Raw genomic sequence first — 11931 nt, 5'->3', positions numbered from 1 at the left:
CATTTATCCCTCTGTGAAAGGAAGCACCGTGTCCGTCGCCACCTTCGAGGACATCCGCACCCAGGCCGAGACCCGCCTGGAGAAGAACATGAAGGTCAAGTCGATGATCATCGACCGCCTTGGCCTGGACGTCGAGCCCGCCGTCGTCTCCGACAACCAGCCGCTGTTCGGCCGCGGTCTGGAGATGGACTCGCTGGACACCCTGGAGATCGTCGTCATGGTCAACAACGAGTACGACGTGCTGATCAGCGACGACGACTTCGAGGCCTTCGGCTCCATCAACGCCCTGGTCGACTTCATCGAAGCCCGCGAGGTCTGAGCATGACGATCGCCTCCGAGGCCCCCGCGAGGCCGAAGCAGAAGCACAGTTACTCCTCCGACGACATCAAGCGGATGCTGCCGCACCGCTGGCCGATGCTGATGATCGACCGTGCCTACGACGTCGTCCCCGGCGTCTCGGGCCGCGGCGTGAAGAGCGTGTCGGTGAACGAGCCCTTCTTCGCCGGGCACTACCCCGACCACTCGATCATGCCGGGCGTGATGATCGTCGAGGCGATGGCCCAGCTGGTGGCCGTCGTGTATGTCGCCGAGATCATCGAGGCAGCCGCGGCGGCCGAGGCCGCCGGTGCGCCGGAGGGCGGCGGCGACCCCTCCGCGAGCGTCGGCTACCTCGGGTCCATCAGCTCGATGAAGTTCTCCCGGCTCGTCGTCCCCGGCGACCAGCTGACCCTGGACGCCAAGCTCGGCCAGCGGCTGGGCGGCCTCCGGCAGGTGTCGGTGCGGGCGAGCGTCGGCTCGGAACTGGCCGCCGCCGGCTCCCTGATCGTCACCACCGGCCGCAAGGCCTGACCCCCTCCGCACGGGTCCCGCCCGAAGAACTCCCGAAGAACCCTCGAAGAAAAGGAGGTGAGGCATGTCCATCACGATCCGCCCGTACCAGGAGGGCGACGCGCATGACATCGCGGCGCTCTACAACCGCCACCGCGACAACCCCAACCCGGTAGCGGGCGGCATCACCGGTGACGAGCTGGAGCGCGAGCTGGCCGAACGGGACACGGGAACCTTCCTCGTGGCCGTGGACGGCGGGCGTGTGGTGGGCACCTTCGGCCTGTTCCACAACACCGGCCGGCGTTCCGCCCGCGCCGGTGAGCTCATCGCCGACATGTTCTTCGTCGCCCCCGCCTACCGCAACGGCGTCATCACCGGCCGGCTGTTCACGGAGGCCGTCGAGTGGATGGTGCAGTCCGGCTGCCTCGTGCTCCGGCTCACCGTCAACCCGGCCAACAGCGTCGCGTTCAAGCTCTACCGGCGCGTCGGCTGCGTCTCCGTGGGCCGGACCGTGCCCGGCGAGGACGGCAACGTCGAACTGCACAACTACATCCCGCTGGTCCTGCGCAGCGTGTTCGCGGACCTGGGGCCGGAGGTCAGGTCGGCCCTCGGAGGTCTGAACAGCTTCGGCACGGTCACCGAGGCCCGGGACGACGAACTGCGCTCCGACGTCCGGCTGGTGGACGGCGTCCGCACGGTCGACTACCACCTGGCGCTGGGCGAGTTCCGGATCACCGCGAGCGTCGACGTCGACCGCGGCGTCGTCCGCGAGGCGGAGGTCACCGGACCCGACGGCACCGCCCGCGCGCTGCGGCTCACCGAACCGCCGTACCACGTGCGCGCGCCGCGGCGGCCGGAGCCGCACCGGTTCGGCTCCGCCGGGCTGGTCTGCGAGGTGGACGGCGACGACGGCACGCTGTCGGTGCTGGCCGAAGGCCACCACGGCCCGCTGTTCGTCTCCACCTGGCCCAGCTGCCGGGCCGACCGCCCGGCGGGCTGGCGCGAGGGCGAGCCCCGCGACCTGGACGTCGTCGCCGTCGAGAACGGGGTCCGGGTCACCGAGCGGTGCGGCGAGGACGAGGTCGTCGGCACGGTCACCCTCACCGAGGGCACCCTGCGGCAGGACTTCGCCTTCACCAGCCGCCCCGGCCGGATCTTCCAGACGGTCGGACTGCGGCAGGGCACCTTCGTCCACCCGGACGGCGAGTGCCACCCGATCGGCCTCGGCCTCGGCGTCCGCGACGCCTCGGAGGCGGTCGCCGCCTCCCAGGTGGTCCCGGCCGGCACCGAGCTGGCCTGGCGTGGAGCGTCGTGGGGCATCGGGCTGCCGGTCCGCGAGCCGGTCCGGCTGATCCACAGCGCTCTGCTGGAGCGCGGCCTGGCGGCCGGCCCGGACGGAGTGGCCCGGCTGCGGACCGACTTCCGCCCGGCGGACGCGAGGACCGACCCGGGGACCGGCGCAAGGACGGAACCGGGGACGGAGGCGGGGACCGAAGCCATACGACCCGGCCGCACCGCCCCGAAGCCGGGCGCCGTCCGCCGACTGGAGCTCACCGCCTCCGCCGCCGGGGTCACCTCGTGGAAGGAGGGCACCACCAAGGTCCTGCGCAGCCCGTACCCGCGCACCCGGGCCTTCGGCTACAACCCCCGCTGGTCGGCGGGCCTGTGGGTCACCGCGGAGAACAGCCGGTTCGGCCGCGCGAGCGGTCTCGGCTGGGGCGTGGCACAGGCCGCCTGGGAGGAGAAGCACCCGCTCGGCCTGTTCGCCCCGCGCGAGCGGATCGGCTGGGAACTGACCGCCCCCGAGGACACCGCCGAGCCGGTCCGGGCCGACATCCAGGCCCCGGACAGCGAGGAGGAGATCGTCCTCTGGCTCACCCCGAACACCGCGCGCGAGACCACCGTGCTGCTCGACTCGGCCGGCACCCGATGGGAGCTCGGCTCGGCCGGCTTCCGCCAGATCTGGGCCACCGCGGCCACCGTACGACTCGCCGACGGCAGCTGGCTCGACTGCCGGCCCGCCGACGGCGCGTGCGCGCAGGCCGAACTCGTCCTCCGTACGACCCCTTCCGGCCTGCTCATCGGCTGCGTGTCCCCGGCCCGCCGGCCGAGCGCCTGGCAGCTGGCCGTGCACAGCGAACCCGCCCGGTCCTGAACGACCGTCCATCACTTCTTTCTCGAGAGGAAACGCCACACCATGACCACCACCACCGTCTCCGCCCTCCGTACCGCCTCGGACGACTACGCCACCGTGCGCACCACCATCGGCGCCTACCGGATCGACGCCCCGCTGGTCCGTGTCTCGGGCGACGAGCGGCTGTCGCTGCTCGACCAGGTCCTGGCCAAGTCGGGCGACTTCGTCGAGCCGGACTCCGTCCGCGAGGTGCTGGCCCTGAACGCCGACGGCACCCCGTTCGCGATCCTGCTGCACTTCGAGATCGGCGAGGACGCCTGGCTGCTGCCCCGCACCCGGGTGAGCGCCGACGAGCTGCGCGGCTACCTCGACGGGCTGGACGTCCCCGAGGGCGTCGAGGTCGACATCGAGCCGGAGGGCTGGGCCGCCACGGCGTTCGAGGGCCCGACGGCCTGGTCGGTCGCGGCGCGCTTCGTCGACTTCGACATCTCGGGCCTGACCCTGCACGCCGTCACCGAGGCCGCGCTGCCCGACGACCCGGCGGCGCTCGCCCACCTGGCCCGCGTCGGCACCACCGGCGAGTACGGCTACCTGCTCATCAGCAACGCCCCCGAGGCCGCCCACCGGGCCGTGCTGGCCGCGGTCCGTGAGGAGGGCGGCGCGCCGGTCGGCGACGAGGGCCTCGCCCGGGTCCAGGCCGAGGCCGGCATGGCCGTCTACGCGGCCGGCTTCGCCGGTCTCTCGGTCGGCGAGGCCGACCTGTCCTGGATGATCGACTGGAACCGGATCGGCGAGTTCCGCGGCTCCGACGACCTGGTCAGGCCCACCGCCGAGACCGCCCGGCTGACCGCCCTGGCCGCCCCGGCGGACAGCCGGTTCACGCCCGGCACGCAGGTGACGGCGGCCGGCCGGGAGATCGGCACGGTCCTGTGGCAGGCGCCCTCCGCCAACCCGGAGGAGGAGCTCGTCTTCGCCCTCCTGGACGCCCCGTTCTGGGTCTCCGGCCTCGAACTGGCCGCCCGGGACGAGCAGGCCGCCGAGCGCCCGCTGCGCACCGTGACCCTGCCCCGTGTCATCGCCCGCTCCCTCACCACCCGGATCGCCTGATGTCCACGCCGAGAATCGCCCTGACGGGCCTGGGACTGATCACCGGTGCCGGTGACGACGTCGAGAAGGGCTGGTCGTCCATCGCGGCCGGCACCTCCGGCATCCGCACCAACACCCTCATGGACACCTCCGAGCTGCTGACCGAGTGGGCCGGCATGGTCACCGGCGAGCAGCCGGCCGACGTCGACCGCTGCTACGGCCTCGCCGCCACCGCCATCCGGGAGGCGCTGGAGAGCAGCGGGCTCGACCTGGACACCGTCGACCGGGACCGGGTCGCGGTCGTGGTCGGCTCCAGTCTCGGCGCCATGCCGACGCTGGAGAGCGTCCACGCGGACCTCGTCCACGAGGGGAAGCTGGACGCGGAGCGGGCGGCCGCCGTCCAACTGCCCTGCGTCGGCGACTACATCGCCGCCGAGTTCGACCTGCGCGGCCCGCGCGTGGTCCTGTCCAACGCCTGCGCGGCCAGCGCCGTGGCCCTCGGCTACGCGGCCGAGCTGCTGTGGAAGGGGGACGTCGACCACGTCATCTGCGGCGGCGTCGACCCCCTCGCCTCGCTCTCGGCGTACGGGTTCAGCGCCCTGGGCGCGCTCGACCCGGAGCCGTGCTCGCCGATGTCGGCGTCCACGGGCCTGACCCTCGGGGAGGGGGCCGGGTTCATGGTCCTGGAGTCGGCGGACCGAGCCGCCTCCCGGGGCGCCCGCGTCCTCGCCGAACTGGGCGGCTACGGCCTCTCCTGCGACGGCTACCACCAGACCGCCCCCGACCCGAGCGGCAAGGGCGCCTGCGCCGCCATGGCCCAGGCCCTGGACACGGCGGGTCTGACCCCGCAGGACGTCGACTACCTCAACCTGCACGGCACGGGCACCCCGGCGAACGACGCCTCCGAACCGAAGGCGGTGAAGCTGCTGTTCGGCTCCTCGGTGCCGCCGGCCAGCTCCACCAAGTCGATCCTCGGCCACACCCTCGGCGCGGCCGGGGCGGTCGAGGCGGTGGTCAGCACCCTGGCCATCGACCGCGGCACCCTGCCGCCGACCATCAACACCCGGGGCGTGGCCCAGCCGTTCGGCCTGGACGTCATCCCGGACACCGGCCGCGTCGGGGTCGGTCCCGAGGTGGTCATCTCCAACTCGTTCGCGTTCGGCGGCAACAACGCCTCCGTCGTCCTCAACCGGCCGGGCCGCCCGAGCTCGGCCCCGCGCCGCACCGAGCAGGTCCACGAGGTCGTCGTCACCGGAGTCGCGGGACTGGCGGGCGGCGCGGGCAACACCGCCGACCTGGTGGCCGCCCTCGGCGACGAACGCGCCTGCTTCACCGCCACCGAACACGTCCGGGGCGTGGGCGAGGTGCCGGTCGGCCGGGTGGACGTCAAGTCGGCGTCCCGGGGCATCAACCCGAGCCGGGCCCGCCGGATGGACCCGCTCAGCCTGCTGGCCGCCGCCGCGGTCGCCGACCTCTACGGCCGGCACGGCAAGCCCTCGCGGGCCGAGGCCGAGGGCACGGGCATCGTCTTCGCCACCGGGTACGGACCGGTCACCTCGGTCCTGCAGTTCCACAAGGGCGTCCTCCAGCAGGGCATCAGCGGCGCCAACCCGGCGCTGTTCGCCAACACGGTCGTCAACGCGGCGGCCGGCCATGTGGCGATGCTGCACCGCTACCGCGGCTACACCGCGACGATCGCCAACGGCGGCACGAGCTCCGTCCTGGCCCTCCAGCTCGCCGCCAGGGTCATCGCGCGCGGCATGGCGGACCGGATCATGGTCGTGATCGCCGACGAGTTCCCCGAGCAGGCGCTGGCCACCCAGGCCGGCCTCCCCGGCTACGCGCGCTCCGGACCGGTGGTCCCAGGCGGCCGCAGCGGCATGGTGCTCAGCGAAGGCGCGGCGGCCGTCCTCCTGGAGAGCGAGCGGTCGGCCTCGTCCCGGGGCGCGGACGTCCTGGCGAAGGTGCGCGGTTACGGCGCCTCCGGCGAGTCGGCCGGGATCGGCCGCATCGGCCGGGACGGCGAGGCCTGGGCGCGGGCGCTGCGCGGCGCGATGGCCGAGGCGCGGGTCACGCCGGACGAGATCGACACCGTCGTCTCGGCGGCCTCCGGCTACAGCCTGGTGGACACCGCCCAGTCCCGGGCCCTGCGCCTCGCGGGCCTGGTCGACCGCCCGACGATCACCCCCAAGGCCCTGCTGGGGGAGACCTACGGCAGTGCGGGCGCCCTGGGCCTGGTGGCGGCGCTGACCGCCCCGACCCGGCAGGGCAGGCTGCTGCTCTCCAGCTTCGCCTACGGCGGCAGCTACGCGGCGGCCGTGTTCGACACGGAGGCGTGATGGGGGCGCTGCTGGGGCTGGTGATGGATCCGGTGGTGGGCGGCGCGGCGCGACCCGCCCCGATCGACTGCCTGGTCACCCACCACCCGCACCTTCCCCGCGACCGCATGGGCCACCGCCTCGACGCCTCCGGCCGTTCGCTGATCATCGAGGCCGTCGCCCGGGTGTACGGCCTCGACATCGGGGCGCGGGACCTCACGAGGGACGTCCACAAGCGCTGGTACGTCCCGGCCCATCACCTCACGGCCTCGGTCGCGCACTGCGACGGCTGGAGCGCCGTGGCCCTGTCGGCCGGTCCGGTGCACCTCGGGGTGGACCTCCAGGACGAACGGGACCGTCCGGCCGCCATGCGGTGGCTCGGCACCCTGCTCGGCCGCCGGCAGCCCGCCGAGATCCGGGACTTCGCCGAGTGCGAGGCGCTCATCAAGGCCTCGCACGTCACCAAGGAGACCTTCGCCGGGGTCCGGCTGCCCGCGTGGCGGCCGGGCTGGCGGCCCACCAACGTGGGCTCGTACCGCGTGCGTTCGACGACGGTGGCCCCGGCGATGCACCTGGCCCTCGCGGCCGACGCCCCCGCCCCCGTCCGTATGCACACCTCGACCCAGGAGCCGGCATGACAGCCACAGCGGCGGCCGTACGGCCCTACACCCGCCGTATCTCGCAGATCGAGCGCGGCTACCTGAACGCCGCGGCCACCGGCACCCCGCAGCTGATCCAGATGATCGTGGAGGGCGAGGGCCGCATCGACCCCGACGCGCTGCGGGACGCGGTACGGTCCGCCACCCTCGCGAGCCCCGGCCTCGCGGTGCGGCGCCGGGGTGCCGGCTGGCGCGCCGACGGCCCGCTCCCGCCGGTCGTCGAACTCCCCGCCTGTGACGGTTTCGACGCCCCCTTCTTCCACCGCGACCTGGACGTCGTCACCGGTCCGGTCTGTGAGGTGGGGCTCGTCGCGGGTCCGTCGGCCCGGCTGGTCGTGCGGGCCAGTCACATCGTCACCGACGGCCGCGGGCTCCGGCAGTGGATCGCCGACGTGTTCCGGGTGCTGCGTGGCGAGGAGCCGGTCGGTGCCGCGTCCGTCGTCGACGACACCCACTTCCGGACGGCCGCCGGGAAGGTGCCGCCCGCCGAGCCGCCCGCCCGGCTGGAGGGGCTGCCCGCGATCCTCGGCGAGGGACCGGCCGACGGCACCCCGCTCTGGATGCGGCGCCGGGTGCGGGCGGCCCCGTCGGCGGTCACCGCCCGGGTGGCCGCCGCCCTCTCCCGCCGGCTGGGCGGCGAGACGGGCCGGCTGATCGTGCCGGTGGACCTGCGCCGCCACGACCGCACGGTCCGCTCCACCGCCAACCTCACCTCCCGGCTGGTGCTGGACCTGCACCGGGACGACAGCTGGAAGAGGCTGCACGGCCAGGTCGTCCGGGCCCTGCTCGGCAAGCGCGAGGTGGCCGCGCTGGAGGGGGACTTCCTGCGCAGCAACCCCTTCGCCAACTCGCTGCGCGAGGCCCAGGAACTGGACGGCACCCGGTTCCCGTGCACGGCGATCATCTCCGACCACGGCCGGATCGACACCGCCGAACTGCGCACCGACCGGTTCCGGCCGACCGGTTTCTCCACGCTGCCGATGCTCGTGCCCTACGCCGAGATGTTCCTGAGCACCTGCCAGGTCGGCGACGAGACCGAACTGACCCTGTCCTGCCGCAGGCGCCCCGGCGCGCCCGAGGCGGCCGGGGCGGTCCTCGACGACATCGAGCACGCGCTGACCGGCACGCGCTGACGGACCCGAGCCGCCGGGCCCCCGGCAGACCCGTGCCGACCGGCCCGAGCCGCCTGCCCGAACCGACCGGTAACGCCTCTACCGGTACGCCTCGACCGGTGCGCGCGGACCGGTACGCCCCGACCTGCGCGAACCGCTGTGGCCCACCGCCCTGTTGACCTCATCGCCCTGCTAAGGACGCCCACCCATGGCACTGACCGAACAGACCAAAGAGGACGCGCCGAGCCCTCCGCGGGCCGCTTCCGGCCCCGCCCTCGTCACGATGGCCGCGGCCATCACGGGCGGCTTCCTCGCCCTGCTCGACACCACCATCGTCAACGTGTCCCTGCACGAGACCACGGCCAGGTTCGGCTCCATCGGCCAGGTCCAGTGGGTGGTGACCACCTATCTGATGGCGCTGGCCGCCACCATGCCGGCCACCGGCTGGCTGGCCAACCGGTTCGGCGTACGGCGCGTCTTCGCCGCCGCGATCCTGCTGTTCGCGCTCGGCTCGGCGGCCTGCGCGGCCAGTCAGAGCCTGCCCGAGCTGATCGCGGCCCGCGGGGTGGCCGGCGCCGCCGCCGGTGTGCTCACCCCCGTGTCGACGATCCTGCTCACCAGTGGCGTGCCCCGCGAACACCTGGGCCGGGTGCAGTCGTTGAACGGCAGCGTCATGCTGATCAGCCCGCTGCTGGGCCCGACGATCGGCGGCCTCCTGGTCGAGGCCGGGGGATGGTCCGCGGTGTACGTCGTCAACGTCCCGCTCTGCGCCGGCCTGTTGTACGTCACCCTGCGCCGGGTCCCCGCGGACCGCCCGAGGGAGGGTGCCGCCAAGCCGCTGGACGTGATCGGCCTGGTGTCCTCGGCCGCCTGCACGGTCTGCACCGTGCTGGCCGTGCACGAGTTCTCCGACCACGCCCTCGACGGGCGGGCGGCCTTCCTGGTCCCGCTGGCCCTCGCCGTGGCGAGCGGTGCCGTGTTCGTCGTACGGGAACTGCGCGCGGCCCACCCGCTGCTCGACGTGCGCCTGTTCGCCCACCGCGTGTACCGGACGGCCGCGATCAACATCTTCTGCCTGGGCTTCGTCCTCTACTCGCCGATGATGCTCATCCCGCTCTACTTCGAGACCGCCCGCGGCGAGACGGCCGTGACGACCGGTCTGCTGATGTCCACGGGAGGCCTCGGCGTGGTCACCGCGGCCTGGCTGTGCCGGGTGCTGATGAAGCGGCTGGGCGGTGGCGGCACCGTCGTCGTCGGCATCACCCTGACGATGCTGGCGACCGTGCCGCTGACCACGCTGTCGTCGGACACCTCGTACGTGCTGCTGTGCGCTAGCCTCGTGGTCCGCGGCCTGGGCACCGGACTGACGATCGTGCCGGCGATGACCCGGGCCTTCCAGTCGGTCCGCCCGCAGTCCATCCCGGACGCCTCCTCCCAGCTCAACCTGATCCAGCGGATCGGCGGCACGGTGGCTCTCGCCGTGGTCACGGTGGTCCTGGAGCAGGCGGCCCGAGAGCGCCACGGACTGGTGCCCGGCGCCTTCGCCCACTCCTTCACCTGGGTCCTCGCGATCTACACCGTCACCCTGCTGCCCGCCCTGGCCCTGCTCCTCGCCGACCGCAAGGAGGCACGCGCCGGCGCGGTGCCCGCGTGACCGTACGGGCCCTGTCGTCGCACCTCCGCCGCCCGCGCCCCGGGCGCGGCGGGCGGGCATGCGACGACAGGGCCCGAGGCGACCGGCCGGTACGGGTCACCCGTGCCGGCGCCCGGCGCTCAGCGCTCAGCGCGACGAGGGCAGCCAGCCGTCCTGGACGGCGTGCACCCCCGCCTCGAAGCGGCTGCGCGCGTCCAGGCGTTCCATCAGGGTGGCGGCGGTGCGCCGGGCCGTGCGCGGGGAGACGCCGAGGCGCTTGGCGATGGCCTCGTCGGTGTAGCCCTGGGCGAGCATCTTGAGTACGGCACGCTCCTGTGGCGGCATGCCGTTCGCCTCGCACTTGGGTGTACTCCCCAGCGCCGTCGCGGTGTTCCACACGCCCTCGAAGAGCGCGCACAGGGCCGCGACCGTCCCCGCCCCGCTCAGCACCACCCCGCCGACCCGGGCGTCGCTCGTGTCCACCGGCAGCACCGCCTTGCACCGGTCGAAGATGATCATCCGGACCGGCAGTTCGGGCACGGTACGGACCTGTCCGCCGCGCGAGTGCAGCCAGCCGACGTGGTCCAGCGTGGGCTGATGGTTGCGCACACTGTCGAGATAGACCGTCCGCATCCGCACCCCGCGGTCGAGCAGCGCGGAGTTGGGAGCACGACTGGCCTGAAGGTCCTCGGCCCGGTGCGCGCCGCCCGGCGCGAACGTGGCGACCTCGACCTGCGCCGACTGGGCCAGTTCCGCGAGCCGTTCCCGGATCGCCTCCAGGCCGTCCAGCTGTTCGGAATCGCTGTCGATGCCCCGTGGTCGTAGCGAGGAGCATTCGGCGATCAGTTGGGCCGCGGCCGCTCTGGATTTCTCCACGCGCATCTGCTGCGCCGCCAACTCCGCCTGCTGGCGCGCCAGCAGCACCTCCATGGCGGTCTCCGGGCCGACGGCCCGGAACCCTATGCCCTTGCGGGCCGATGGCTGGATCAACGCGAGTTCGCTGAGCCGGTCCAGCCCCGCGCGCACCCGTTCCTCCGGCAGCCCGAGCCGGGACACGAGGACGATGATGCCCTCCAGTGGATTGGCCAGCATCCACCGGTAGATGGCTTCTGCCTCGGCATCCAGTCCCAGAACCTCCAACATGATGCAGTCCCCCTGTTGCTGTCACACACTGCACACACTGTGTTCGAAACTTAGTGCCCCCGAGCTTACTGACCTTGAACTGCGGATGGCGGCTCGGCGGCACGGAGGACGGTTCCGGCCAATCGCTCGGCTTTCAACCATCCGTGGTGCCAGAGTGAGGACCACGCCGCGTCCCGGCCGGCGCGAGGCGCCACCCGGCCCATTCGAGGACGGCTTCCGGGACGGCTTTCGACTTCCTTCCGCATGACGCTTCATGCCATGGCATAAAGCGTCCATCGCGAGCCGGTCCACGGCTGCTGAACAGCGCCGAAGATGAAGTCATGTATCTCATCCACGTGCGCCTGCGCGCCCCTGCCGAGGAGTCCGCCCGGCCCGATCTGGCGGCGATCATTTCCTCGTGCGCCGAGGCAGGCGACGGCCTGGAACACGTCTCCGTGCACGAGCACGCCGGCGAGGGCCTCACGCTGGGTCTTTTCCTTCTCGCCGACTCCCTGGCCACGGCCGAGGACAGCGCCGCGCGGCTGTCGCGGCGGGCCGTGGAACACCATCCGGACCTGCTCGGCTACGGCGTCGTGACCTCCGGGGCCGTCCTGGTGCCCGGCCCCTGGTGGGACACGTGAGCCGCACGTTTCCCCAGGTCGGGGTGGACGGGTTAGGTCGCTGCACATTCCGTCCAGCCGTCTGCTGTTCCCTCCGGCCCGCCCGCCGAGCAGAGTTGAGCCATCGACGGAACGAAAGCCGCCGAAGACTTCACCGAAGAGTCCGCTGAATAGTCCGGAAGTATTCACTCCGGAAATCCACTCACTCAATCGAGGAGAAAATCCATGCAGGGCACCCGTGTCTCCAAAATCGTCGCCGCCGCGCTGATCGTTCTCGGCGGAATGGCGATGACGGTGACCGTCACGGATTCTCCGAAGAACATCACGCACGCCGTCGAGAGCGACCTCCGCACCACCGCGGGCGACCACACCGACGGCGATGTCACCTGGGGCCCCTGAACATTCACGGGGGCATGTGC

At 72.8% G+C, this 11931-nt stretch carries 11 protein-coding genes; 10 read left to right on the top strand and 1 reads right to left on the bottom strand.

Annotation, left to right across the window (positions count from 1 at the left end; all coding sequences use genetic code 11):
* Positions 1-28 precede the first annotated feature (28 nt).
* The 8 genes from OHU34_RS15290 to OHU34_RS15255 all read left to right on the top strand — a co-directional run bounded on the left by OHU34_RS15290 (position 29) and on the right by OHU34_RS15255 (position 9791).
* Positions 29-319, top strand: a complete 291-nt coding sequence (locus tag OHU34_RS15290; RefSeq protein ID WP_142266012.1) for an acyl carrier protein — start codon at positions 29-31, stop codon at positions 317-319.
* Between the two features lie 2 nt (positions 320-321).
* A complete protein-coding gene (gene fabZ, locus OHU34_RS15285) occupies positions 322-849 on the top strand; it encodes a 3-hydroxyacyl-ACP dehydratase FabZ (RefSeq protein WP_142266013.1) in 528 nt (175 codons plus the stop codon).
* 64 nt (positions 850-913) lie between these two features.
* Positions 914-2983, top strand: a complete 2070-nt coding sequence (locus OHU34_RS15280) for a GNAT family N-acetyltransferase (RefSeq protein WP_405766788.1) — start codon at positions 914-916, stop codon at positions 2981-2983.
* Between the two features lie 42 nt (positions 2984-3025).
* Positions 3026-4069 carry an aminomethyltransferase family protein gene (locus tag OHU34_RS15275; protein WP_142266015.1) on the top strand — a complete coding sequence of 348 codons (1044 nt, stop codon included), beginning with the start codon at positions 3026-3028 and terminating at the stop codon, positions 4067-4069.
* Positions 4069-6387 carry a beta-ketoacyl-[acyl-carrier-protein] synthase family protein gene (locus OHU34_RS15270; RefSeq protein WP_142266016.1) on the top strand — a complete coding sequence of 773 codons (2319 nt, stop codon included), beginning with the start codon at positions 4069-4071 and terminating at the stop codon, positions 6385-6387. The genes OHU34_RS15275 and OHU34_RS15270 overlap by 1 nt, the downstream gene beginning before the upstream one ends.
* Positions 6387-7004 (top strand): hypothetical protein, encoded by a 618-nt coding sequence (locus tag OHU34_RS15265; RefSeq protein WP_142266017.1) that lies wholly within the window; start codon positions 6387-6389, stop codon positions 7002-7004. Before OHU34_RS15270 ends, OHU34_RS15265 begins: the two co-directional genes overlap by 1 nt.
* Positions 7001-8158, top strand: coding sequence for a hypothetical protein (locus tag OHU34_RS15260; protein WP_405766785.1), 1158 nt, complete (start codon positions 7001-7003; stop codon positions 8156-8158). Before OHU34_RS15265 ends, OHU34_RS15260 begins: the two co-directional genes overlap by 4 nt.
* A 187-nt stretch (positions 8159-8345) precedes the next feature.
* Positions 8346-9791: a DHA2 family efflux MFS transporter permease subunit gene (locus tag OHU34_RS15255; protein WP_142266019.1), complete on the top strand. Its 1446-nt coding sequence runs from the start codon at positions 8346-8348 to the stop codon at positions 9789-9791.
* A 126-nt stretch (positions 9792-9917) separates the two neighbouring features.
* Here OHU34_RS15255 and OHU34_RS15250 read toward each other — a convergent pair whose 3' ends face one another.
* Positions 9918-10913 carry a helix-turn-helix transcriptional regulator gene (locus OHU34_RS15250; protein ID WP_020127980.1) on the bottom strand — a complete coding sequence of 332 codons (996 nt, stop codon included), beginning with the start codon at positions 10911-10913 and terminating at the stop codon, positions 9918-9920.
* A gap of 320 nt (positions 10914-11233) precedes the next feature.
* Between OHU34_RS15250 and OHU34_RS15245 the strand changes: the two genes are divergently transcribed.
* A complete protein-coding gene (locus OHU34_RS15245; RefSeq protein ID WP_230194744.1) occupies positions 11234-11533 on the top strand; it encodes a hypothetical protein in 300 nt (99 codons plus the stop codon).
* A gap of 204 nt (positions 11534-11737) precedes the next feature.
* Positions 11738-11911, top strand: a complete 174-nt coding sequence (locus OHU34_RS15240; protein ID WP_020127978.1) for a hypothetical protein — start codon at positions 11738-11740, stop codon at positions 11909-11911.
* Positions 11912-11931: the final 20 nt, after the last annotated feature.

It is taken from the genome of Streptomyces sp. NBC_00080, from assembly GCF_045041255.1.
Classification (GTDB): domain Bacteria; phylum Actinomycetota; class Actinomycetes; order Streptomycetales; family Streptomycetaceae; genus Streptomyces; species Streptomyces coriariae.
The sequence above is the reverse complement of the archived record's forward strand: the minus strand, read 5'-3'. Positions and strand labels throughout refer to the sequence as shown.

Excerpts from the sequence above, each read along its gene's own strand:
- fabZ (WP_142266013.1), top strand. The coding sequence starts at position 322 with ATGACGATCGCCTCCGAGGCCCCCGCGAGGCCGAAGCAGAAGCACAGT.
- OHU34_RS15280 (WP_405766788.1), top strand. The coding sequence starts at position 914 with ATGTCCATCACGATCCGCCCGTACCAGGAGGGCGACGCGCATGACATC.
- OHU34_RS15275 (WP_142266015.1), top strand. The coding sequence starts at position 3,026 with ATGACCACCACCACCGTCTCCGCCCTCCGTACCGCCTCGGACGACTAC.
- OHU34_RS15270 (WP_142266016.1), top strand. The coding sequence starts at position 4,069 with ATGTCCACGCCGAGAATCGCCCTGACGGGCCTGGGACTGATCACCGGT.
- OHU34_RS15265 (WP_142266017.1), top strand. The coding sequence starts at position 6,387 with ATGGGGGCGCTGCTGGGGCTGGTGATGGATCCGGTGGTGGGCGGCGCG.
- OHU34_RS15260 (WP_405766785.1), top strand. The coding sequence starts at position 7,001 with ATGACAGCCACAGCGGCGGCCGTACGGCCCTACACCCGCCGTATCTCG.
- OHU34_RS15255 (WP_142266019.1), top strand. The coding sequence starts at position 8,346 with ATGGCACTGACCGAACAGACCAAAGAGGACGCGCCGAGCCCTCCGCGG.
- OHU34_RS15250 (WP_020127980.1), bottom strand. The coding sequence starts at position 10,913 with ATGTTGGAGGTTCTGGGACTGGATGCCGAGGCAGAAGCCATCTACCGG.
- OHU34_RS15245 (WP_230194744.1), top strand. The coding sequence starts at position 11,234 with ATGTATCTCATCCACGTGCGCCTGCGCGCCCCTGCCGAGGAGTCCGCC.
- OHU34_RS15240 (WP_020127978.1), top strand. The coding sequence starts at position 11,738 with ATGCAGGGCACCCGTGTCTCCAAAATCGTCGCCGCCGCGCTGATCGTT.